At 63.2% G+C, this 23,145-nt stretch carries 25 protein-coding genes; 18 read left to right on the plus strand and 7 right to left on the minus strand.

What is annotated here, in order from left to right:
* The first annotated feature begins 1 nt into the window (after position 1).
* The 7 genes from CK215_RS02285 (at position 2) to CK215_RS02315 (ending at position 5,097) form a co-directional block, all read left to right on the plus strand.
* Positions 2-292 (plus strand): hypothetical protein, encoded by a 291-nt coding sequence (locus tag CK215_RS02285; RefSeq protein WP_095829960.1) that lies wholly within the window; start codon positions 2-4, stop codon positions 290-292.
* Positions 285-1,040: a Fe-S cluster assembly ATPase SufC gene (gene sufC, locus CK215_RS02290; protein ID WP_066995090.1), complete on the plus strand. Its 756-nt coding sequence runs from the start codon at positions 285-287 to the stop codon at positions 1,038-1,040. The genes CK215_RS02285 and sufC overlap by 8 nt, the downstream gene beginning before the upstream one ends.
* 25 nt (positions 1,041-1,065) lie before the next feature.
* Positions 1,066-2,340, plus strand: coding sequence for a Fe-S cluster assembly protein SufD (gene sufD / locus CK215_RS02295; protein WP_095829961.1), 1,275 nt, complete (start codon positions 1,066-1,068; stop codon positions 2,338-2,340).
* Between the two features lie 103 nt (positions 2,341-2,443).
* Positions 2,444-3,685, plus strand: a complete 1,242-nt coding sequence (locus tag CK215_RS02300; protein WP_095829962.1) for a cysteine desulfurase — start codon at positions 2,444-2,446, stop codon at positions 3,683-3,685.
* 5 nt (positions 3,686-3,690) lie between these two features.
* Complete coding sequence (locus CK215_RS02305) at positions 3,691-4,083, plus strand: SUF system Fe-S cluster assembly protein (RefSeq protein WP_066995299.1); 393 nt, start codon at positions 3,691-3,693, stop codon at positions 4,081-4,083.
* A 108-nt stretch (positions 4,084-4,191) separates the two neighbouring features.
* Complete coding sequence (sufA, locus tag CK215_RS02310; RefSeq protein WP_066995098.1) at positions 4,192-4,578, plus strand: Fe-S cluster assembly scaffold SufA; 387 nt, start codon at positions 4,192-4,194, stop codon at positions 4,576-4,578.
* Positions 4,579-5,097 carry a DUF2199 domain-containing protein gene (locus CK215_RS02315; RefSeq protein WP_095829963.1) on the plus strand — a complete coding sequence of 173 codons (519 nt, stop codon included), beginning with the start codon at positions 4,579-4,581 and terminating at the stop codon, positions 5,095-5,097.
* Between the two features lie 8 nt (positions 5,098-5,105).
* Here the strand turns inward: CK215_RS02315 and CK215_RS02320 are convergent, their stop codons facing one another.
* Complete coding sequence (locus tag CK215_RS02320) at positions 5,106-5,603, minus strand: GFA family protein (protein WP_066995302.1); 498 nt, start codon at positions 5,601-5,603, stop codon at positions 5,106-5,108.
* An 89-nt stretch (positions 5,604-5,692) separates the two neighbouring features.
* Here CK215_RS02320 and CK215_RS02325 point away from each other — a divergent pair, with 89 nt between their 5' ends.
* Positions 5,693-6,016: a TfoX/Sxy family protein gene (locus CK215_RS02325; RefSeq protein WP_066995104.1), complete on the plus strand. Its 324-nt coding sequence runs from the start codon at positions 5,693-5,695 to the stop codon at positions 6,014-6,016.
* Positions 6,017-6,019: 3 nt separating this feature from the next.
* Here CK215_RS02325 and CK215_RS02330 read toward each other — a convergent pair whose 3' ends face one another.
* Positions 6,020-6,937, minus strand: coding sequence for a pseudouridine-5'-phosphate glycosidase (locus CK215_RS02330; RefSeq protein ID WP_095829964.1), 918 nt, complete (start codon positions 6,935-6,937; stop codon positions 6,020-6,022).
* Between the two features lie 47 nt (positions 6,938-6,984).
* The gene (locus tag CK215_RS02335) at positions 6,985-7,923 is read right to left on the minus strand and encodes a carbohydrate kinase family protein (RefSeq protein ID WP_095829965.1); all 939 of its coding nucleotides are present in this window, start codon (positions 7,921-7,923) and stop codon (positions 6,985-6,987) included.
* A gap of 280 nt (positions 7,924-8,203) precedes the next feature.
* Here CK215_RS02335 and recA point away from each other — a divergent pair, with 280 nt between their 5' ends.
* A complete protein-coding gene (gene recA, locus CK215_RS02340; protein ID WP_067328293.1) occupies positions 8,204-9,304 on the plus strand; it encodes a recombinase RecA in 1,101 nt (366 codons plus the stop codon).
* 268 nt (positions 9,305-9,572) lie between these two features.
* Positions 9,573-12,242, plus strand: coding sequence for an alanine--tRNA ligase (alaS, locus tag CK215_RS02345; RefSeq protein WP_095829966.1), 2,670 nt, complete (start codon positions 9,573-9,575; stop codon positions 12,240-12,242).
* Positions 12,243-12,478: 236 nt separating this feature from the next.
* Here alaS and CK215_RS02350 read toward each other — a convergent pair whose 3' ends face one another.
* Together CK215_RS02350 and CK215_RS02355 are read right to left on the minus strand one after the other, a co-directional pair.
* The gene (locus tag CK215_RS02350; RefSeq protein ID WP_066995117.1) at positions 12,479-13,105 is read right to left on the minus strand and encodes a glutathione S-transferase family protein; all 627 of its coding nucleotides are present in this window, start codon (positions 13,103-13,105) and stop codon (positions 12,479-12,481) included.
* Positions 13,106-13,847: 742 nt separating this feature from the next.
* Entirely contained in the window at positions 13,848-15,059 is a 1,212-nt protein-coding gene (locus tag CK215_RS02355) for an NADP-dependent isocitrate dehydrogenase (RefSeq protein ID WP_066995124.1), read from the minus strand.
* Between the two features lie 204 nt (positions 15,060-15,263).
* Between CK215_RS02355 and CK215_RS02360 the strand changes: the two genes are divergently transcribed.
* From CK215_RS02360 to CK215_RS02395, 8 genes are all read left to right on the plus strand, one after another.
* Positions 15,264-16,103, plus strand: a complete 840-nt coding sequence (locus CK215_RS02360) for an RNA methyltransferase (RefSeq protein WP_095829967.1) — start codon at positions 15,264-15,266, stop codon at positions 16,101-16,103.
* A gap of 79 nt (positions 16,104-16,182) precedes the next feature.
* A complete protein-coding gene (locus CK215_RS31595; RefSeq protein WP_210201663.1) occupies positions 16,183-16,797 on the plus strand; it encodes a hypothetical protein in 615 nt (204 codons plus the stop codon).
* 106 nt (positions 16,798-16,903) lie between these two features.
* Positions 16,904-17,704 (plus strand): glutamate racemase, encoded by an 801-nt coding sequence (gene murI / locus CK215_RS02370; RefSeq protein WP_067328310.1) that lies wholly within the window; start codon positions 16,904-16,906, stop codon positions 17,702-17,704.
* Positions 17,705-17,763: 59 nt separating this feature from the next.
* Complete coding sequence (locus CK215_RS02375) at positions 17,764-17,946, plus strand: DUF3008 family protein (RefSeq protein ID WP_066995133.1); 183 nt, start codon at positions 17,764-17,766, stop codon at positions 17,944-17,946.
* A 411-nt stretch (positions 17,947-18,357) separates the two neighbouring features.
* The gene (gene rpsD, locus CK215_RS02380) at positions 18,358-18,975 is read left to right on the plus strand and encodes a 30S ribosomal protein S4 (protein ID WP_066995136.1); all 618 of its coding nucleotides are present in this window, start codon (positions 18,358-18,360) and stop codon (positions 18,973-18,975) included.
* 187 nt (positions 18,976-19,162) lie between these two features.
* Positions 19,163-20,059 (plus strand): tRNA 2-thiocytidine(32) synthetase TtcA, encoded by an 897-nt coding sequence (gene ttcA, locus CK215_RS02385; RefSeq protein WP_095779602.1) that lies wholly within the window; start codon positions 19,163-19,165, stop codon positions 20,057-20,059.
* Entirely contained in the window at positions 20,049-20,876 is an 828-nt protein-coding gene (locus CK215_RS02390) for an inositol monophosphatase family protein (protein ID WP_095829969.1), read from the plus strand. The genes ttcA and CK215_RS02390 overlap by 11 nt, the downstream gene beginning before the upstream one ends.
* A gap of 78 nt (positions 20,877-20,954) precedes the next feature.
* The gene (locus tag CK215_RS02395; protein WP_095829970.1) at positions 20,955-21,365 is read left to right on the plus strand and encodes a hypothetical protein; all 411 of its coding nucleotides are present in this window, start codon (positions 20,955-20,957) and stop codon (positions 21,363-21,365) included.
* Positions 21,366-21,387: 22 nt separating this feature from the next.
* Here CK215_RS02395 and CK215_RS02400 read toward each other — a convergent pair whose 3' ends face one another.
* Together CK215_RS02400 and grxD are read right to left on the minus strand one after the other, a co-directional pair.
* Positions 21,388-22,587: a multidrug effflux MFS transporter gene (locus CK215_RS02400; protein ID WP_170950214.1), complete on the minus strand. Its 1,200-nt coding sequence runs from the start codon at positions 22,585-22,587 to the stop codon at positions 21,388-21,390.
* Between the two features lie 192 nt (positions 22,588-22,779).
* Positions 22,780-23,115: a Grx4 family monothiol glutaredoxin gene (gene grxD / locus CK215_RS02405; RefSeq protein WP_066995148.1), complete on the minus strand. Its 336-nt coding sequence runs from the start codon at positions 23,113-23,115 to the stop codon at positions 22,780-22,782.
* Positions 23,116-23,145: the final 30 nt, after the last annotated feature.

The following is a 23,145-nucleotide window of genomic DNA, read 5'->3' on the forward strand; positions in this document are numbered from 1 at the left end:
AATGGAACGGCGCTCCTGGAAATTCTTCGAGCGTATCCAGAGTTTGATAGTCATCGTTCTGATGCTCTTGTTGACGCTGGCTATTGGAGGTGCCGTGGTGGCTTTAATAGGCGCGATATTTGGCTTGAGTTCGGTAAGGAATGTTGGTGGTTCGATTGCGACCCTAGGCGCGGTAGGTTTTTTTGGCTGGATGATCGTTACTGGCGATCTTGCGGGCGCTCTTCTGGGGAAATCTCGTCAAGGACCCGGCGTCGAGGACAACAAGAACACGAAAGTAGAAGATAATGCTTGAGATCAAGAATTTGCATGCCCGCATCGTCGAGGACGGCACGGAGATCATCCGTGGCCTGAACCTGACGGTCAAAGCCGGCGAGGTCGCCGCCATCATGGGCCCGAACGGTTCGGGCAAGTCGACGCTGTCCTACATCCTCGCCGGCCGCGAGGACTACGAGGTCACCGAAGGCGACATCCTCTACAACGGCCAGTCGATCCTCGAAATGGATCCGGCCGAACGTGCCACCGCCGGCATCTTCCTCGCCTTCCAGTATCCGATGGAGATACCGGGCGTGGCGACCATGGAATTCCTGAAAGTCGCCATGAACGAGCAGCGCAAAGCGCGCGGCGAGGAGCCCCTGAAGGTTCCGGAATTCCTGAAGCGCGTGAAGGACGCCGCCGCCTCGCTCAACATGGACATGAACATGCTGAAGCGGCCGCTCAATGTCGGCTTCTCCGGCGGCGAGAAGAAGCGCGCCGAGATCCTGCAGATGAAGCTGCTCGAGCCGAAGCTCTGCGTGCTCGACGAGACCGATTCAGGCCTCGACATCGACGCCCTCAAGATCGTCGCCGATGGCGTCAACGCGCTGCGCTCGCCGGAGCGCGCGATCGTCGTCATCACCCATTACCAGCGCCTGCTCGAGCACATCGTGCCGGACAGCGTGCACGTGCTCTACAAGGGCCAGGTCATCAAGTCGGGCGACAAGTCGCTGGCGCTCGACCTCGAGACCAACGGCTATGCCGGCGTGATCGGGCAAGCCGCGTGAGATGGGGCCAAGTGAGGCAAGAGCAATGAACATGCACGCACAGCCCCAGCGGACATTGGCCGAAACGGCGCTGATCGACGCCTTCGGCGAGCGGCTATCGCTGCTGCCCGGCGACGGCGCGGTGATGGTCAAGCGCGACGACGCGATCGAAGCGATCAAGCACGGCCTGCCGACGCGCCGCGTCGAATCCTGGCACTATACGGACCTGCGCCGGCTGCTGACCTCGGTGCCGGTCTTCGAGGCCGGGGACATCGCAAAGGCGCTCGATCCGGTCCTCGACGGTTCGGCCGTTCTGCCGGTGCTGAACGGCGTTTCGAGCGCCAAGGCTCCCGAGATCGAAGGCGTCACGGTGCAGCGCCTGTCGGAGAAGCTCACCGACGGCAGTATCGCGCCGGGGCTCGATCGCTATGGCGCCGATGACGCAATCGGCGCGCTGAACACGGCCTTCGTCGCCGACGGCTATTTCGTCGACATCGCCGACGGCACCGAGCTGGAAAAGCCGATCGAGCTGCAGAACCTCCAGGCCGGCGGCCAGACGCATGTGCGGCTCCTGGCACGTGTCGGTGCCGGCGCCAAGGCAATCATCGTCGAGCGTCAAGCGGGAGAGGGCGGCGAAGCCGCGCTCGTCAGCTCGGTCAGCCAGCTCGTGGTCGGCGACGGCGCCGAGGTGACCTGGCTGGTCGTGCAAGAACAGCCGGACACGGCGACGCACCTTGCTCAGTTCAAGGCGCATATTGGGAAGGACGCGAAGCTGACGCTGTTCGTGATGAACGCCGGCGGCAAGTTGGTGCGCCAGGAAGTCGTGGTCAGGACGACTGGCGAGGGCGCCGATTTCAAGCTGCGCGGCATCAACCTTCTGGCCGGCGACACGCACACCGACACCACCATGGTGCTCGACCACGCCGTGCCGCACACGGCCTCTACCGAAGTGATCCGCAACGTTGTGACCGGCAAGGCGCGGGGTGTCTTCCAGGGTCGAATCAACGTCCACCAATACGCGCAGAAGACCAACGCCAAGATGGCGTGCAACACGCTGCTCCTGTCGGACGAGGGTGAGTTCTCGACCAAGCCGGAGCTGGAAATCTTCGCCGACGACGTCGTTTGCGGTCACGGCGCGACGGTCACCGAGATCGACCACAACCATCTGTTCTATCTGATGGCGCGCGGCATTGACGAGAAAGCGGCGCGCGGCCTTCTGGTGAAGGCTTTCGTCGCGCAAGTGATCGAGGAACTGGACGACGACGCGCTCGTCGATGCGCTCGAAGCGCGGCTCGACGCCTGGTTTTCGACGCACGGGTAGCGCTTTCCCCTTCTCCTACTTGGGAGAAGGTGGATTGGCGCGGAGCGCCAAGACGGATGAGGGTTGCTGGACGAAGTGAGGCGAAGCCTCGAAAGACCTTGTGATGGACCAGAAGATCGAAACCGCTCCCTACGACGTCGAGGCGATCCGCCGCGACTTCCCGATCCTGTCGCGGCAGGTCTACGGCAAGCCGCTGGTCTATCTCGACAACGGCGCCTCGGCGCAGAAGCCGCAGGTGGTGCTCGACACGATCCAGCACGCCTATTCGCAGGACTACGCCAATGTCCATCGCGGCCTGCATTTTCTGTCGAATGCCGCGACCGATGCTTATGAGAAAGCACGCGAGACGGTACGCCGCTTCCTCAATGCGCCGAGCACCGACAACATCGTCTTCACCTCCAACACCACCTCGGCGATCAACACGGTCGCCTATGGCTACGGCATGCCGAGGATCGGCGAGGGCGACGAGATCGTGCTCTCGATCATGGAGCACCACTCCAACATCGTGCCCTGGCATTTCATCCGCGAGCGGCAGGGCGCGAAGCTTGTCTGGGTGCCGGTCGACGATCTCGGCGCCTTCCATATCGAGGAATTCGAGAAGCGGCTGACGAACCGCACAAAACTCGTCGCCATCACCCATATGTCGAACGCGCTGGGCACGGTGACGCCGATCAAGGAGATCGTGCGCATCGCGCATTCGCGTGGCATTCCCGTGCTCGTCGACGGCAGCCAGAGCGCCGTGCATATGCCGATCGACGTGCAGGACCTCGATTGCGACTTCTTCGTCTTCACCGGCCACAAGGTTTACGGTCCGTCCGGCATCGGCGTGCTCTACGGCAAGAAGCACATGCTGGAAGCGATGCGGCCCTTCATGGGTGGCGGCGAGATGATCGAGGAGGTGACGGAAGACATCGTCACCTACAACGAGCCGCCGCACCGTTTCGAGGCCGGCACGCCGCCGATCGTGCAGGCGATCGGGCTGGGCGCCGCGCTCGAATATATGGAAAAGGTCGGCCGCGAGCGCATCGCGGCGCATGAGGCGGACCTCAAGAATTACGCGCACGAGCGGCTGCGCACCATCAATTCGCTGCGCATCTTCGGCGACGCGCCCGGCAAGGGCGCCATCATCTCGTTCGAATTGCAGGGCATCCACGCCCATGACGTGTCGATGCTTATCGACAGGCAAGGCGTCGCGGTCCGCGCCGGCACGCATTGCGCCCAGCCGCTGTTGAAACGCTTCGGCGTAACCTCCACATGCAGGGCATCGTTCGGCATGTATAACACCAGGGCCGAAGTCGACGCTTTGGCCGATGCGCTGGAAAAGGCGCGAAAGTTCTTCGGGTGACGACCATGGAAGATGCGAGCACCACCGCAGAGACCGCGCCGGAAACGGCCGGTAACGGCCTCGTCTCAGCCTCGGCGATCCCGGCCGACGAGTTGGCGCGGCTGACCGACGATATCGTCTCGGCGCTGAAGACGGTCTACGATCCGGAAATCCCGGCTGACATCTACGAGCTCGGCCTCGTCTACAGGATCGACATCGAGGACGACCGGACGGTCAAGATCGACATGACGCTGACCGCGCCGGGCTGCCCGGTGGCCGGCGAGATGCCGGGCTGGGTCGAGAACGCCGTCGGCGCCGTGGAGGGGGTTTCGGGCGTCGAGGTCAACATGGTGTTCGACCCGCCGTGGACACCCGACCGGATGTCGGAAGAGGCGCAGGTCGCGGTTGGATGGTACTAGCCAGCGACCCCACTAAGGTTGGCTGGCTTGCAGCAAAGGTGAAACTTCACCATCTTAAAGGCAGACTCATTCCGCGGGCCTTGAACCCGCGCGAACGTGGAGAATGACATGGGACGCTTCGCCGTCATCACGATGACCGACAAGGCCGCGGATCGCGTGCGTGAGATCGTCGCTACGCGCGACAACGCGCATGGGATCCGTCTTGGCATCAAGAAGGGCGGCTGCGCCGGGATGGAATACACGGTCGATCTGGTCACCGAGCCGAACCCCAAGGACGATCATATCGAGCGCGACGGCGCGCACGTCTATGTCGCGCCGGAAGCGGCGCTTTTCCTGCTCGGAACCGAGATGGATTTCGAGCAGACGACGCTGCGAACCGGCTTCACCTTCAGGAACCCGAACCAGAGCTCGGCCTGCGGCTGCGGCGAATCCGTCGAGCTGAAGCCGGCCGATCTCAAGGCGCTGGCGGAGGCGCGCGCTTCAAGCGCTGCTTAGGTGAGCGCCGAGGCATATCGCTGGCGATGTGCCTGCTGTGACCAGGAGTTCACCGGACTTCCCACCGATATAGCCTTTGGCGCACCGGTGAATCCAGACGCGCTTGACGAGGTAGCTCGGTCGACTTTCCGCAAGAACGACGATTTTTGCGTGGTGAGCTACGCCACGGGGCAAACAGACCGCTTCATTCGTTGCCTGCTGCCCTTGCCCGTACCTCAGTTGTCCGAAGAGTTCTGTTTCGGTGTTTGGATGTCCGTCTCGGAAAGAATCTGGAATGTCTATCGAGCCGGGTTTGATAGCGGCCAATATGAGGACGAGCTCTGCTTCGGGTATCTGATGCACGACATTCCTGAATATCCGAGCTCGATGCACCTGCATGCCAATGTTGTGTTTCAGCCCGGCAATCTGCGTCCCAGGGTCTTTCTGCATGATGCAGACCACCCCTTGGTCGCCGCGCAGCGCGAAGGGGTGGATGTGAGGCAGATCGAGCGCTGGGTTGCGCTAACCCATCGCTCTTAGATGCAGGCTTAGTCCACCCACAAGCCGGTGCGCTTGTGCCAGTCGGCGATCGATTCTTCGGGATAGAGCTCGAACACCTTGTCGTTCCTGCCGATCGCCGGCTCGACCCAGCTCGCCTTGTATTTCAGCATCAGATGCACCTTTTCCGGCGGCTTCGGCAGGTCGCTGTCGATCGCCGAGGCGAAGGGGTGGACGAGGTCCGGCCAAGTCGGGTCGTAGAGCCAGAGCGCGGCGCCGCATTTCTTGCAGAAATTGCGCTCGCCGGTCGAGACCTCGCAGTGCGGATGCTCGTCGTCCTCGATCTCAGCGCGGTAGACGCCGAGATTGGGCTTGCCGGTGACCTTGAGCGTTTCGTTGTCGGCGCCGAGATTGATGGCAAAACCGCCGCCGCCCTGCTGCTTGCGGCAGATCGAGCAGTAGCAGAGCATGAACGGCACGGGCGTGTGACTTTCCACCTCGAAGCGGACGGCGCCGCAGCGGCAGGAGCCTTTGAGCAGGACAGGCATGGCGCGAAACTCCATTTCATGTCTCAACCTGTCAGCATGCTGTTGGTTGCTGCGATGACAAGGCCCACGCCGGATGAGATGCTTGCGGCATGGACAATGACCGCCTCGAAGAATTGTTCGAGAGCCTGGGGCCGATCAGCATCCGAAAACTGTTCGGCGGCAAGGGCATCTATTGCGACGGCGTCATCGTCGCGGTCGTGGTGCGCGGCGAACTGATGCTGAAGGCCGACGAGGAGACGATCCCCGAATTCGAGGCCGCCGGCTGCAGCCAGTGGACCTATACGGGCTCGCGGCACGGCAAGGAGGTGGCGATGCCCTATTGGAGCGTTCCCGACAGCGCCTTCGACGATCCCGACGAAATGGCGGTCTGGGCGCGGCGCGCTTATGAAGCGGGGCGGCGCGCGGGCAGATAAGGCCTACAGCGCCTTCGCTATCTCCGCCGCCAGCCGTGCATTGTTCTCGACCAGCGCGATGTTGGTCTTGAGGCTGCGGCCGCCGGTGAGCTCCAAGATCTTCGACAGGAGGAACGGCGTCACGGCTTTGCCGGTGATGTTCTGCGCTTCGGCCGCCTTTTGCGCGGCCTGGATGTAGCCGTCCATCTCGGCTGCCGGGATCTCGTCGTTCTGCGGCACCGGGTTGGCGACCAGAATGCCGCCGCCCAAGCCCAGCGCCTGCCGCGTGCGGCAGAAATGCGCGATGTCTTCAGGCGCATGCAGCGTCAGCGGCGCACGGAAGGGCGATTGCCTGGACCAGAAGGCCGGCATTGTCTCGCAGCCGTGGCCGATAACGGGCACGCCGCGCGTCTCCAGCACTTCCAGCGTCTTTTCGATGTCGAGGATCGCCTTGGCGCCGGCCGAGACGACGACGACCGGCGTGCGCGCCAGCTCGTCGAGGTCGGCCGAGATGTCAAAACTCTTTTCGGCGCCCTTGTGCACCCCGCCGATGCCGCCGGTGGCGAAGACCTTTATGCCGGCCATGTGCGCGGCGATCATGGTGGCGGCCACGGTGGTGCCGCCGGTGCGCTTTTGGGCGACGGCAAAGCCGATATCGGCACGCGACAGCTTCATGGCGTCGCCGGTCATGGCAAGCGATTCGCGCTCGCCATCGGACAGGCCAATCTTGATGCGGCCATCGACCACGGCGATCGTCGCCGGCACGGCGCCGCCCTCGGCGATGATCTGCTCGACCTTGGCGGCCATCGCGCCATTGTCGGGGTATGGCATGCCGTGGGTAATGATGGTGCTTTCCAGCGCCACCACAGGCCGCCCGGCGGCAAGCGCCTCCGCCACTGGCGGATGAATGTCGATGAAGGGGCGGGCGGTTTCGGGCGTCATGTCCGTTCTCCACTCCGGAGAAAACTCCGGCAAGATAGTTTGTGGCCCTATGCCACCACCCGCGCCTCGTGCACAAGGGCAAGCGCCTGGCCAAAACTGCCGGCGGTGAAAGACGGTACCGCCTCGGCGCTCTCAATGGCGAGCATCGCTGCGGCAACACCTTCGCGCAGTGCCCTCCGCAAAGGGAGCCCGCGCAGCAGCGCGGCAACCGTGGCTCCGGTCAGGGCGTCGCCGGCGCCGGTCACGTCGGCAACTCGTCGCGGGGCGGGCGGGTCGATGGCGAAGACGCCCGATTGGTCGAAGCCGAGCACCGGAGCACTGCCGGCCGTGATCACGCCTGCCGTCAAGCCCAGTCGCCTGAGTTCCCCGACAAGATCGCGGCCGGAGATATCCGCACCAGCCAGCGCCGCCGCCTCTCGGCGGTTCATGAACAGCAGCGAAAGATTGCCGAGCAGCGGCGCTAGCCGCACCACCTTGGCTGGCGAGATGGCGATGGCGAAAACCGGCTTGTCGCCGGCTTGCGCAACCAGGCGCTCGAGGGCCGCCGTCGGCAGGTTCGCGTCGCAGAGGATCGCGTCTGCCTCGGCGATCGCCTCGCGCACCTTGGCGCGGCGGATCTGCTTGGGGAAGGCGAGGTCGTAAAGGCCCATATCGGCAAAGCCGACGATCAGCTCCCCCTCGCTGTCGATCAGCGCAGTGTAGCTCGGCGTCGTGCGGTCGAGGAACACCGCCGAAAGGTCGGCGATGCCGGCCTCGTTGATCGCCGATGCGACCGCCTCACCCGCCGCATCGCCGCCGCGCACCGAAAGCAGCGAGGCCGAGACGCCGCGCTTCACAATGCTGCGCAGCGCGTTGAAGACGCCGCCGCCGACATCCTCGCGCATGATGCCGGGATTGGATGCGGCGGGCACGTAAGGGCCCGAGACCTGGCCGCGCCGGTCGATATGGGCGCCGCCCAGCGCCAGGATGTTTGGGGATGTCGGCATGCCGCGGAGGTGACCTCGTTGATTGTTTGCGTGCGCACACTAGGTTTCCGCGCATCGCCCCGCAATCGGGTCGCGATTCGGGCCGTCCGGATAACGAGATCTCGCTTGGATCAGCAGCACTGGTTCACGCCATCTCTAGTGAGACAAAAATAGAACAAATCCAGATACTGTTTGTTTTCCAGTCATTTGCTGCCTCTTGCCAGATGAGAACAAAAAAGGTACAAACTGGCAGGGATCACGGATTGTCCGGCCTTCATTGACGACCAAGGGGTGATGTATCATGGCTCAGAATAGTTTGCGGCTTGTAGAGGATAAGGCAGTGGACAAATCAAAGGCTCTGGATGCGGCACTGTCGCAAATCGAGCGCGCTTTCGGCAAGGGCTCGATCATGCGGCTCGGCGCCAATGAGCAGGTGGTCGAGATCGAAACCGTGCCGACGGGATCGCTCGGGCTCGACATCGCGCTCGGCGTCGGCGGGCTGCCGCGCGGCCGCATCATCGAAATCTACGGGCCGGAAAGCTCGGGCAAGACGACGCTGGCGCTGCACACGGTTGCGGAAGCCCAGAAGAAGGGCGGTATCTGCGCCTTCGTCGATGCCGAGCACGCGCTCGATCCGGTCTATGCCCGCAAGCTCGGCGTAGACCTCGAAAACCTCCTGATCTCGCAGCCCGACACGGGTGAGCAGGCGCTGGAGATCTGCGACACGCTGGTGCGCTCCGGCGCCATCGACGTTCTGGTGGTCGATTCGGTGGCGGCACTGACGCCGCGCGCCGAAATCGAGGGCGAGATGGGCGATGCGCTGCCCGGCCTGCAGGCCCGCCTGATGAGCCAGGCGCTGCGCAAGCTGACCGCATCGATCTCGCGCTCCAACACCATGGTCATCTTCATCAACCAGATCCGTATGAAGATCGGCGTCATGTTCGGCTCGCCGGAAACCACGACCGGCGGCAACGCGCTGAAATTCTACGCCTCGGTGCGCCTCGACATCCGCCGCATCGGCTCGGTCAAGGATCGCGACGAAGTGGTCGGCAACCAGACCCGCGTCAAGGTGGTGAAGAACAAGCTGGCTCCGCCCTTCAAGGTGGTCGAGTTCGACATCATGTATGGCGAGGGCGTGTCGAAGACCGGCGAGCTCGTCGATCTCGGGGTCAAGGCCGGCGTGGTCGAGAAGTCGGGCGCCTGGTTCTCCTACAATTCGCAGCGTCTCGGTCAGGGCCGTGAGAACGCCAAGCTTTTCCTGCGCGACAATCCGGACACGGCGCGCGAGATCGAGCTGGCGCTGAGGCAGAATGCCGGGCTGATCGCCGAAAAATTCCTCGAGAACGGCGGCTCCGAAGGCGGTGGTGACGACAGCTTCGAGGACGAGGCTGGCGCGATGTAGGCACTGCCGGAGTTCGGCCATAATCCGGATCCATTATCTAAAGCTGATGTAATCGAGTTCCCTAGTACTGCGTTCGAACCGCCGGCCTTCGTGCCGGCGGTTTGCGTTTGGGGGCGAGGGCACAGGCCGCCCAGCCGGAGGATTGGCCTTGCTTCCGTGTTTCTGGACAGGGTCAAGAGCTACGGCTAAAAGGCCAATCTATCTTCTGACACACGAAAGCCCATTTGCCGCCGGCCTGGCCGGCGGTTTTCGCGAAAAGGCAGTATCCATGAGTGGCGTGAACGAGATCCGGTCGACATTCCTCGACTACTTCCGCAAGGAGGGTCATGAGATCGTCGCCTCCAGCCCGCTGGTGCCGCGCAACGATCCGACGCTGATGTTCACCAACGCCGGCATGGTGCAGTTCAAGAACGTGTTCACCGGCCTGGAGAAGCGGTCCTATTCGCGCGCCGCGACCGCGCAGAAGAGCGTGCGCGCCGGCGGCAAGCACAACGATCTCGACAATGTCGGCTACACCGCGCGCCATCTCACCTTCTTCGAGATGCTCGGCAATTTCTCGTTCGGCGATTATTTCAAGGAGCGCGCGATCGAGCTTGCCTGGAACCTGATCACCAAGGAATTCGGCCTGCCGAAGGACAAGCTTCTGGTCACCGTCTATCACACCGACGACGAGGCGGCCGGTTACTGGAAGAAGATCGCCGGCTTCTCGGACGATCGCATCATCCGCATCCCGACCTCTGACAATTTCTGGGCGATGGGCGACACCGGTCCCTGCGGTCCGTGCTCGGAGATATTCATCGATCGCGGCGAGCATATCTGGGGCGGTCCGCCCGGCAGCCCGGAGGAGGACGGCGACCGGTTCCTCGAATTCTGGAACCTGGTGTTCATGCAATATGAGCAGGTGACGAAAGAAGAGCGCATCGACCTGCCGCGCCCGTCGATCGACACCGGCATGGGCCTGGAGCGCATGGCTTCGATCCTTCAGGGAGTGGAGAGCGTCTTTGAGACCGACCTGTTCCGGCATTTGATCGATGCGGCATGCTCGGCGCTCGGGCACGGTCACAACCAGGAGAACGCAGCATCCTTCCGCGTGATCGCGGATCATTTGCGCTCGTCATCCTTCCTGGTGGCCGACGGCGTGCTGCCCTCCAATGAAGGCCGCGGCTATGTGCTGCGTCGCATCATGCGTCGTGCCATGCGCCATGCGCAACTGCTCGGCGCCAAGGAGCCGCTGATGTGGAAGCTGGTGCCGGCGCTGGTGCGCGAGATGGGCCAGGCCTATCCGGAACTGGTGCGTGGCGAAGCGCTGATCACCGAGACGCTGAAGCTCGAGGAGACGCGCTTCCGCAAGACGCTGGTCCGCGGTCTCGGCCTGCTTTCGGAGGCGACGGAACAGCTGCACGCCGGCGACATGCTGGATGGCGAGACGGCCTTCAAGCTCTACGACACCTATGGCTTCCCGCTCGACCTGACGCAGGATGCGCTGCGCCAACGCGACATCTCGGTCGATCTTGCCGGCTTCACCGCTGCGATGGAGCGGCAGAAGGCGGAAGCGCGCGCGCACTGGGCGGGGTCGGGCGAAGCGGCGACCGAGACGGTCTGGTTCCCGGTGCGCGAGCAGACCGGCGCCACCGATTTCCTCGGTTACGAGACGGAAGAGGCGGAAGGCCTGATCCAAGCCCTGGTCAAGGATGGCAAGATCGTCGACAGCGCCGGGCAGGGCGACGCGGTTGCCGTCGTCGTCAACCAGACGCCGTTCTATGGCGAATCCGGTGGCCAGATGGGCGATACCGGCATGATTTCCGGCGACGGCTTCTCGATCGAGGTCACCGACACGCAAAAGAAGGCCGACGGGCTTTTCGTGCATTTGGGCAAGGTGACGCGCGGTACGATCAAGACCGGCGCTGCCGTGGAGCTAAAGGTCGATCACGCGCGCCGTTCGAAGCTGCGCGCCAATCACTCCGCGACGCATCTCGTCCACGAGGCGCTGCGTGAGGTGCTGGGCACCCATGTCGCGCAGAAGGGTTCGCTGGTCGCGCCTGATCGCCTCCGCTTCGACATCTCGCACAACAAGCCGATCTCGGCCGAGGAGCTCGAGGATGTCGAGCGCATGGCCAACGAGATCGTCGTGCAGAACAGTCCGGTGACGACGCGGCTGATGTCGGTGGACGATGCTATTGCCGAGGGCGCGATGGCGCTGTTCGGCGAGAAATACGGCGACGAGGTGCGCGTCGTTTCGATGGGCACCGGCCTGCACGGCGCCAAGGCCAACCGTCCCTATTCGGTCGAGCTCTGCGGCGGCACGCATGTCAGGTCGACCGGCGATATCGGCCTTGTGCGGATCCTGTCGGACAGCGCGGTCGCCGCCGGCGTGCGCCGCATCGAGGCGCTGACCGGCGAGGCGGCGCGCAAGCATCTCGACGAGCAGGACAAGCGCCTGAAGGCAGCCGCGGCGACCTTGAGGATCTCGCCGGCCGACGTTCCGGCGCGTGTCGAGACTTTGCTCGAGGAGCGCAAGAAACTCGAGAAAGAGCTCACCGAGGCGCGCAAGAAACTGGCCCTTGGCGGCGGCGCGGCCGTTGCCGATGCTCCGGCCACCAACGAGACGGTTGCGGGTGTCGGCTTCCTCGGCAAAGCGGTCAGCGGTGTCGCGCCGAAGGACCTGAAGCCGCTTGCGGATGCCGGCAAGAAGACGCTGGGCTCCGGCGTGGTCGTCTTTATCGGCGCCGGCGAGGACAACAAGGCGAGCGTGGTGGTCGGCGTCACCGACGACTTGACCGGCCGCTTCAGCGCTGTCGATCTCGTCCGTGTTGCGTCCGCCGCGCTTGGCGGGCAGGGCGGCGGCGGGCGCCCTGATATGGCGCAAGCCGGCGGCCCCGACGCCTCCAAGGCGGACGACGCCATCGCGGCGGTAAAGGCGGCGCTCGAAGCCGCGTAAGCCAGCTACAGGGCTTCAATTTAAGCCAGTTCCACCTTCTCCGAGGGTAGCGCTGCCCCTCATCTGGCAGCCGCCATCTTCTCCCCGTCGAACGGGGAGAAGGGCGCTGTCACCGCGATTTTCGCCAATCGCCGGCGTCGCGCCCAGCCTCTTTCTCCTCATTTAGGCCCGTTTACGGGGAGAAATGCCCGGCAGGGCAATGAGGGGCACGCCGGCATCGAGGACGTTCACTCGAATCAGGCGGCTTTCTCGGTTCGCGCAAAGCTCGGGCGAACGGCAACGCGTCCATACCAATCCCGGATTTCTGGAAACCGCGCAAGCAGCTTTCGCCCTTCGGCGACCTTGAGGAAATAGCCGATAATCGACGCCGCGTGCAGATCGGCCAGGGTCAACTGATCGCCGAGCAGCCAGGGGCCCGGGGTGCTCAATGAAACAAGCGTCCGCAGCACCGTCTCCGCCTGCGAAATCCCCCGCGCGATCAAGGCTTCGTCCGGCGGCGCCTTTTCCAGCCGCTCGACGGCGACATTCCAGACCATGGCCCGGTAAGCGTAGGCATCGAGCATGCCGATGATCTGGTTCATCCGCGCCCGACAGCGCGTATCGCTGGGCTGCAGGGCCGGACCGGCGAAGGCCTCGTCGATGTAGCGTGCAATCGCACCGGTCTCGAAGAGCCGAAAACCGTCATGCTCGAAGGCCGGAATGCGGGCGAACGGATGATGCTCCAGATACCAGGGCGGAATGCCTTCGGCCGCGAAGATGTCGAGAGGGACGAGCTCGTAATCGACGCCCTTTTCCTCCAGCGCCATTCGCGCGATGCGGACATAGACGCTGTAGTGGGCGCCGTAGAGAAGAGGCTTTGCCACTTCGTTCCTCTTTGCCTTGGCTGTCCCGTATCCAGACGCGCAGCGTGCCGGTGGTCTGAAAGCCGCAGGTCAGTGCGTCATCCAGCCCGCCGCCGCGTTCATACCCGACTAGCGCGCGACTTTCAGCAAACGTATTGGCTGCGGCTCGCACAGCGTCTCGATAGGTCGGATTGCCATCCGTGGCAAAGACATTTGACAACCCGATCACGAGCTCGGATCTATTGGCTATGCAGCCGGCGGTGAAGCCGTCGGCCGTCCGTCGGCCAAGGATGGCGATGGCGGGGTCGGCCAGAACTGCAGTCGGAAAGAGACGGCCGCTGGAGCGACCTGCGCCACCCGTCCAGGCAAGTTCCCACATCTCCAAGCTGGCTGCGTCCCGAACGCGTTCCCAACCGGAGGGGGTCGTCGTTGGACGACTTAGGTCCATCCAGATCCAGCTTGCTTCGAAGAGTTGGCTGAACCCGAGCGGTCGGAGATCCAGACGGCAGAACCCATCCTTGACCGAAAAGCTGGCGGCAAGAACAGATCTCAGTCTGGTTATTTCTGCAAGTTGGATCGGTACGTCATCGGCATCCAACGTGGCGGCATTGGGGTAGTAAAGAGGTGCTTGCTCGTCGCTGGACCAGACGGAGCAGCTCCTCCGGTCGCTTAGCCCGTGCACCTTGAAAATAGCCTGGCAGAGGTCGGCATTGTTGCCAGCGCAAAGGCGGACCCTTTCGCTGGCAACAAGGCTCGGCACTTCTTACCCCATCGCCTTCTGCAGGTTCTCGTCGATCTTGTCGAGAAAGCCGGTGGTCGACAGCCAGGGCTGGTCGGGGCCGATCAGCAGCGACAGGTCCTTGGTCATGAAGCCGCCCTCGACGGTCTGGATGCAGACCTTTTCCAGCGTCTCGGCAAAGCGCTTGAGCTCGGCATTGCCGTCGAGCTTGGCGCGGTGGGCCAAGCCACGCGTCCAGGCGAAGATCGAGGCGATCGAGTTGGTCGAGGTTTCCTCGCCCTTCTGATGCTGGCGGTAGTGGCGGGTGACGGTGCCGTGGGCGGCTTCCGCTTCCACGGTCTTGCCGTCCGGCGTCATCAGCACCGAGGTCATCAGGCCGAGCGAGCCGAAGCCTTGCGCCACCGTGTCGGATTGCACGTCGCCGTCATAATTCTTGCAGGCCCAGACATAGCCGCCCGACCATTTCAGGCTGGAAGCGACCATGTCGTCGATCAGGCGGTGCTCGTACCAGAGTTTTCTCGCCTTGAACTCGGCCTCGAATTCCTTCTCGTAGACTTCCTGGAAGATGTCCTTGAAGCGGCCGTCATAGGCTTTGAGAATGGTATTCTTGGTCGAGAGATAGACCGGGAAGTTGCGCAGCAGGCCATAGTTCAGCGAGGCGCGAGCGAATTCGCGGATCGACTCGTCGAGATTGTACATGGCCATGGCGACGCCGGCGCCGGGCGCGTCGAAGACGTCATGCTCGATCACCTTGCCGTCTTCGCCGACGAACTTGATCGTCAGCTTGCCCTTGCCCGGGAAGCGGAAGTCGGTGGCGCGGTATTGGTCGCCGAACGCGTGACGGCCGACGACGATCGGCTTGGTCCAGCCGGGCACCAGGCGCGGCACGTTCTTCATGATGATCGGCTCGCGAAAAATGGTGCCGCCGAGGATGTTGCGGATGGTGCCGTTGGGCGACTTCCACATTTTCTTCAGCTTGAATTCCTCGACGCGCTGCTCGTCGGGCGTGATCGTCGCGCATTTCACGCCGACGCCGTATTTCTTGATTGCGTTGGCCGAGTCGACGGTCACCTGGTCATTGGTGGCGTCCCGGTTCTCGATCCCTAGATCGAAATAGTCCAGCTTGATGTCGAGATAGGGGTGGATCAGCTTGTCCTTGATGAACTGCCAGATGATGCGGGTCATCTCGTCGCCGTCGAGCTCGACGACCGGGTTCGCCACCTTGATCTTCGCCATGGAAAAAATGCCTCGTTGCTGGGGATCTGAACGGCCTTGCCCGTGGCTTCGGCCGGGGTTGGGCAGCGTATATCAAAGCCTTTTTGAGCGCGCAAACCGCGATCAGCCGATCGCAGACCGGTGTCGCGCTTGTGAATGCTTCATTTTCCGGGCCGGATGTGGCAGGGGACGCCGAAACGCCGCAAATCCCATGTACGGAGAGCCATGCCAGCCGCAAACGACACCGCCAAGACCGCCGGACCGGCGATCATCCTTGTCGAGCCGCAGCTCGGCGAGAATATCGGCATGGTCGCGCGCGCCATGGCGAATTTCGGCCTTTCGGAGCTGCGCCTGGTCAATCCGCGCGACGGCTGGCCGAGCGAGAAGGCGCGCGCCGCCGCCAGCCGCGCCGACCACGTCATCGATGCGACAAGGGTGTTCGACGATCTTGCCTCGGCAGTGGCCGACCTCAACTTCGTCTTCGCCACCACCGCTCGCGAGCGTGACGGCTTCAAGCCGGTGCGCGGCCCGGTGGACGCAGGCAGGGCGCTCCGGGCCCGCGAGCAGGCGGGGCTGCGCACCGGGATTCTTTTCGGCCGTGAACGTTTTGGCCTCTACAATGAAGAGGTTGGTCTGGCTGACGAGATCGTCACCTTTCCCGTCGATCCCGGCTTCTCCTCGCTCAACATCGCGCAGGCCGTGCTTTTGATGTCCTATGAATGGATGAAATCCGGCCTTGCCGAAGAAACCGCGACCAACTTCGCCGGACCGGAGCTCGTTCCGGCGACCAAGGAGCAGCTGCACAGCCTGTTCACCTATCTCGAAGGCGCCCTCGAGGCGCGCGGCTATTTCCGCCCGGAAGAGAAGAAGCCGAAGATGGTGGACAATCTGCGCGCCGTGCTGACGCGGGCGGGATTCGCTGAGCCCGAGTTGAAGGTGCTGCGCGGCATCATCTCGTCGCTCCACAGGTTTTCGCCGGCAATGCCGCGCGGCGACGGCTCACCGGGGGACGATCCGAGGCGGGCGCCGGCTACGCGCAAACGAACAACGGACAAAGAAAGTTAAAATCCGTAAGCTCCGAACCTTCAAGGTAACCGAATATTATGCGGTTTGGTTCATCGTTCTCGAAACGATGGGGCAGCAGATGTTTACGTCCAATATTGGCCGTCTGCATTTCTTCTTCTATTCGCTAGGTCTGTTCATAGCGGAAGCGGTAACGATCGTGCTCTGCATTGCCGCAACGACCGGCTTCGCGGGGTTGATCAATTCGATGCCGGGTCCGTCGCGGCAAAGCCTGGCCGGCGCCGCGCTTGTTGTGTCGCTCGTCTTCGTCGCGCTGCGCGGCAACATCGCATGGCGCCGCAGCCGCAATGCCGATGGTTCAGGCTGGATCCTCTGGTCCTATATCGCCTTTTCCGGCATCTATGGATTGCTGCAGGCCGGAACGCTTCTGGTCATCGATTTCGGCAATCCTGAGAGCGCGCCCGGTGGCCTGAACCTGCTCGGCCTTGCCATATTCGGCCTCTGGTGCACGATCCTGTGGGCAAAGCCTGTGGCCGGCAGCAACATCGATGAGCTGACCGAGGCTTTCGACTTTGAAGGCTCGTTGCCGGCGGAGGCGCGCCCCGCGAGGGCGACAGCGAGCGTCGCTCCAGCTGCGCCACGGACTGCTGCGCAACCCGCGCGTCCGGCGCCGGCGCCGGCGCCGCAGCCGTTTGGCCGCGCGCGACCCGCCGGCTTCGGCAAGCGGGGGCTCTGAGTTGCGCAAAAGCTGCTGGCATCTGCCACTTCAAGACCATGATCGTTCAGGATAGAAGCGCGGTTGGCCAAATCTCGGGTCAGCTTCTTCCTGTAGTCGGATGACAATGAACGATCGATCAAACCAGCGTCCGATCCTGATGTTCGATTCCGGTGTCGGCGGACTGACGGTGCTGCGCGAGGCGCGCGTCCTGATGCCGGATCGGCGCTTCGTCTATGTCGCCGACGACGCGGCTTTTCCTTACGGCGCATGGGAAGAGCCGGCGCTCAAGGAGCACATACTCGCCCTGTTCGGCAAATTGCTCGACCGTCTGCAGCCGGCGATCTCAGTGATCGCCTGCAACACCGCCTCGACCCTGGTGATCGATGCGCTGCGGGAAAAATTTCCCGGTCATCTTTTTGTCGGAACGGTGCCCGCGATCAAGCCGGCGGCCGAGCGCACGCGGTCCGGCCTGGTTTCGGTGCTGGCGACTCCGGGCACGGTGAAGCGCCAGTACACGCGTGACCTGATCAGCAAATGGGCGCAGAAATGCCATGTCCGGCTCGTCGGCAGCGACAGGCTTGCCGCATTGGCCGAGATCTATATGCGCGAAGGTTTTGTCGACGAGGAAGCCGTGCGCGCCGAGATCGCGCCCTGCTTCATCGAGCACGACGGGCAGCGCACCGACATCGTCGTGCTCGCCTGCACGCATTATCCGTTCCTGGCCAACCGCATGCGCAAGACCGCTCCCTGGCCGGTCGACTGGATCGATCCGGCGGAAGCCATTGCCCGGCGCGCCATGTCGCTGCTGCAGCCTATCGGCGAACCGTCGGGCGAGACCGAGCCCGATATCGCCCTCTTCACCTCTGGTAAGGTGGATTTCGCCACGCGCAGGCTCATCCAGGGCTTTGGGCTGACCTCGCGCTAGCTGGAACTGCGATAGCGCCGCAGCGTTTCTCTTCCCACCACCGCACAGGGAGAAATCGCATGCCAGCCAAGTCGCAAGCCCAACAGAAGGCAGCCGGCGCAGCCCTTTCGGCCAAGCGCGGCGAGACCAAGAAAACCGAGCTTAAGGGTGCTTCGCGCGAGATGTACGAGTCCATGAGCGAGAAGCAACTCGAGGAGTTCGCCGAGACCAAACGCAAGGGACTGCCTAGCAAGAAGTCCTGACTTTGTGGCTGCCTGGCTCTCAAGTTGGTGCCTAGATAGAAACCCGCGGCATGCCACGACGTGGCGGATCTGCTTGCGGCCATGCCAATGCCTGCCATCGCCGGCTCCGGCGTCATGACGGCAGAATGGTTGAGCCGGTGCGTCGCCGACACGAGCTTGACACCGGTTAAATCTCTGTTTAACAGGGCCACCAACACCGGGCGGCGACGTCCGGTGGTTTCTTTTGCATGGGCAAGACCTCACCGGAAGCCACTCTGTCGGCGGTCTTGTTCGAACTGACGTGTCCCGTGGGTTTTCCGTCGCGTTGCGTGGGAAACCCTGTCAGGCCTCGAAAACGGAGGCCAGAGGAGGGCGCGTTTCCTTCACCCGGAGCCAAGGGGTTCCGGGTATATCGTTTTGAAAGGGAATGCGATGAGCAAGCGCGAATCCGCGAAATACAAGATCGACCGCCGTCTCGGCGAAAATATCTGGGGCCGTCCGAAGTCCCCGGTCAACAAGCGCGAATACGGTCCCGGCCAGCATGGCCAGCGCCGCAAGGGCAAGCTTTCCGACTTCGGCCTGCAGTTGCGCGCCAAGCAGAAGCTCAAGGGCCACTATGGCGATGTTTCGGAAAAGCAGTTCCGTAAGGTCTATGAGGAGGCCAACCGCCGCAAGGGCGACACCTCCGAGAACCTGATCGGCCTGCTCGAGTCGCGTCTCGACGCGATCGTCTATCGCGCCAAGTTCGTGCCGACCATCTTCGCGGCCCGCCAGTTCGTCAACCACGGCCACGTCAACGTCAACGGCAAGCGCACCAATATCGGTTCGTACCGCTGCAAGCCGGGCGACGTCATCGAGGTGCGCGAGAAGTCGAAGCAGCTCGTCATCGTGCTGGAATCGGTAGGCTTGGCCGAGCGTGACGTGCCGGACTATATCGAGGCCGACCACAACAAGATGACCGCGACCTACAACCGCGTTCCCGGCCTGGCGGATGTTCCGTTCGCCGTCCAGATGGAACCGAACCTGGTCGTCGAATTCTATTCGCGCTGATCCGACCAATCGGCGACACCCATCCAAGGCCGCCCTCGAGGCGGCCTTTTCTTTGTTTGTCGCGTCGGCCACGGCGGCAATTCCACCCTGGTCATTTTTTTAGCCGCAATTCCGCGACGGCTAGTGATTCCACTTGGCTGCAAAATGCTCTAAGCGAAGCGGCAACAGAACCGTGGGCACCTGCGCCATGAATATGCTGCCAAAGGTCAAATCGCTTGAGCCGATCGCCGACGAGCCGGAAGGCGGATTCCATCCGCTGTTCCGCGACGTGCCATCCTCGGTCGAGTTCAACAAGCTGCGCAAGCGGCTGCTGCGGCTCACGCGCCAGGCGATCGAAGACTTCGCCATGGTCAAGCCCGGCGAGCGCTGGCTGGTGGCGCTCTCCGGCGGCAAGGATTCTTATGGCCTGCTTGCCTTGCTGCTCGATCTCAAATGGCGCGGGCTGCTGCCGGTCGATCTGCTTGCCTGCAATCTCGACCAAGGTCAGCCGAATTTCCCGAAGCACATCCTGCCGGACTACCTCGGCGCCAACGGCATTGCGCATCGCATCGAGTACCAGGACACCTATTCGGTGGTCACCGACAAGCTGCCCGAGGGCAGCACCTATTGCTCGCTCTGCTCGCGGCTGAGGCGCGGCCACCTCTATCGCATCGCGCGCGAGGAGGGTTGCACCGCGCTTGTGCTCGGCCACCACCGGGAGGACATCCTCGAAACCTTTTTCATGAACCTCTTCCATGGCGGGCGTCTCGCCGCCATGCCGCCGAAGCTTCTCAATGACGAGGGCGACGTCATGGTTCTGCGCCCGCTCGCCTATTGCGCCGAGGCAGATCTCGAGAAATTCGCCAATGCACTGAAGTTCCCAATCATCCCGTGCGATCTCTGCGGCAGCCAGGAAGGGCTGCAGCGCAACGCCATGAAGGCGATGCTCGACGATATCGAGAAGCACATGCCTGGCCGCAAGGACACGATGATCCGCGCGATGACCAATGTGCGACCCTCGCATCTGCTCGACCGAAAACTGTTCGACTTCGCCGCGCTCGATGCGCGCCTTACCATGGGAAAAGACATTTCCGATGACGTTTGACATGCAAGCGATCGACTGGCTGGCCGAGCTTCTAGCTGACGCAGCCAGGGCCGAAATCATGCCGCGCTTTCGCCGGTTGGGCGAGGGCGATATTCGCCAGAAGACGTCCGCCGCCGATCTGGTTACGGAGGCGGACGTCAACGCCGAAAGGCTGATCACTGCCAGGCTGCGCGAGCGTTACCCTACAGCGATGATCGTCGGCGAGGAGACCTGCTCCGACAATCCGGCCTTGCTCAAAGGGCTCGGCGATGCCGCGCTGGCCTTCGTCATCGATCCGGTCGACGGCACCTTCAACTTCGCCTCCGGCGTGCCGCTGTTCGGCGTCATGCTCGGCGTCGTGGTCAACGGCGAGACGGTTGCCGGCATCATCCACGACCCGATCGGGAAGGACTGGCTGATCGGCGCCAGGGGGGCGGGCAGCCATATCCGCCACGCACATGGCGCGCTGGACAGGGTGCGGGTCGCCGAGCCGGTGCCGATCTCCGAGATGACCGGCGCGATCTCGTGGCAGTATCTGAAGGAACCGGAGCGCTCGCGGCTCGCTCGCAACCACACAAAGGCGCTGTCGCAGTTCGGCTATCGTTGCGCCGCGCACGAATACCGGCTGCTGGCGAGCGGCCATGCGCATTTCGTCGTCTACAACAAGCTGATGCCGTGGGACCATCTGGCCGGCGTGCTGATCCATCAGGAAGCCGGTGGTTATGCGGCGCGGATCGACGGCGATGCCTATCTGCCGTCGCATGTCGACGGCGGGTTGTTGGTTGCGCCAGACAAGGATAGCTGGAACGAACTGCGGCGCGAGCTCTGGGCGGAATAGGATCGATTGCGCCAGCGAGGGCCAGCCGGTCGGCTGGAAGATGTCGACCTACAACCTCACGCAAATCCGGAGATGTAAATGAGCACCCGGTCCGCGATGGTCGCTCTGGCTCTCGCCATCGCCGTGACGATCACGGGTGCTGACGAAGCAGCGGCACGGGAGCGCGCCTGCGGCAGTCGCGATCCCGTAAACTCCATAGCGGAAATGTCGGCTGCCATTTACGCCTGCTGGCGGCCGCCTCGCGGAACTGCCGGTCTGTCCTTGACCCTGCGGTTCTCGCTCCGCCGAGACGGAACGCTCATTGGCAAGCCGCGCGCGACCTTCTCCGCACTCGGATCGAACGACGCATTGAACAGAGCCTTCGTTGCCTCGGTCCTCGAGGCTCTCGATAAGGCCCTGCCGTTACCCTTTACCGAGAGCATGGGCGAGGCGATCGCAGGGCGCATACTTTCGCCTCGCTTCACGGCTGCGCTTGAACGAAAATCCTGACCGCCTGGCCGTAGGCGAGGTCTCACACCGGCGGATTGTGGGGCTGGAACAGCCTTCCGCGCTCGGCGATCAGGATCATCAGCAGGGCAGCGAGGGAAACGCTGCAGAAGCCGGCGGCCAATGGCGTGACCGTGCCGTTATAGGCCTGGCCTATCAGCGTGCCGAGCAGGCCGCCAAGAAAGGTCTGCATGAAGCCGAGGATGGAGGACGCCGTGCCGGCAAGCTCGCCGAGCGGCTCCATCGCAAGCGCGTTGAAATTCGCGCCGAGACAGCCGAACGGAACCATCGCGCCGGCAAAGAAGGCGATGAACAGCCAGAGCGGCATCTCGATCTCCAGCGAGACGACGAGCCAGACCAGGCTGATGGCGAGGAAGAGCAGCAGCGCGCTCTGCGACAGGCGGCGCATGCCGACCTTGCCGACGAGCCGCGCGTTGAGGAAGTTCGAGAAGGCGAGCACGCCCGCGACGCCGGCGAAGATCAGCGGAAACAGCTCGCCGACATGGAAGACTTCGAGATAGATCTGCTGCGCGGAATTGATGAAGCCGAACATGGCGCCGAAGATGAAGGTGCTGGCAAAGGCATAGCAAAGCACGATGCGGTTGGTGAGCACGATGCGGAAACCGCCGACGACGGCGTTGACGGTTAAGGGCCGCCGGTATTCCGGATGCAGCGTCTCCGGCAAGCGCAACAGCGACCATGCCGACACGATGAGCGCGCCGACGGCCATGGTGACGAAGATCCAGTGCCAAGTGGCGAAGAGCATGATGAACTGGCCGATGCCGGGCGCGACGACCGGTATCGCCATGAACACCATGAAGATCAGCGACATGACCTCGGCCATGCGGCGGCCCTCGAAGGTGTCGCGCACGATGGAGACGGCGATGACGCGGGTGGCCGCCGCGCCGATGCCTTGCACGACACGGCAGGCGAGAAGGGTGGCAAAGGTCGGAGCAACAGCAGCGGCCGCTACCGCCGCCACGTAGATGATCAGGCCGGCGACCAGCGGCGCACGGCGGCCGAAACGATCGGAAACCGGACCGAAGAAGAGCTGACCGGTGCCGAAGCCAAGGATGTAGGCTGTGATCACATACTGGCGGTGGTTTTCATTCTCGACGCCGAGCGAGGCGCCGATCTGCTGCAGTGCCGGCAGCATGATGTCGATGGCGAGCGAATTGAGCGCCATCAGCGCCGCGCAGAGCGCAATGAATTCCCAGCGCGGAATGGGTAAGCTTTTTGCCGACTGCTGCGCTAGTGCCTGATTGTCCACGGCAAAATCCGATCAATCAAACGAACACGCGCCGGTCGACCGGCGCATCAATTCGTCTCGTTCTCGAGTTCGAAAGCCAAAGTGCCGAGGTGGGGCGGCCCCGGATGTCACGGCGCAGCCGGCTGGGCCGGCCAGCGCGAGCTCAAATCAGGCGGCGCCTTTGACGCTGACGCCTTTTTCGACCAGGAAATCCTGCAGCTCGCCGGCCTGGAACATCTCGCGCACGATGTCGCAACCGCCGACGAACTCGCCCTTGACGTAGAGCTGCGGAATGGTCGGCCAGTTGGAATAGTCCTTGATGCCCTGGCGCAGCTCGGCCGAGGTCAGCACGTTCACGCCTTTGTAGTCGACCCCGACATAGTCAAGGATCTGCACCACCTGGCCGGAGAACCCGCACTGCGGGAAGCCGGGGGTGCCCTTCATGAAGAGCACGACGTCGTTGCTCTTCACTTCGCTGTCGATGTAGTCGTTGATGCCGCTCATGGGGAATCCTTTCACGCCTGTGGGATTCAG

This window comes from Mesorhizobium sp. WSM3864 (genome assembly GCF_002294955.1).
Taxonomy (GTDB): Bacteria; Pseudomonadota; Alphaproteobacteria; order Rhizobiales; family Rhizobiaceae; genus Mesorhizobium.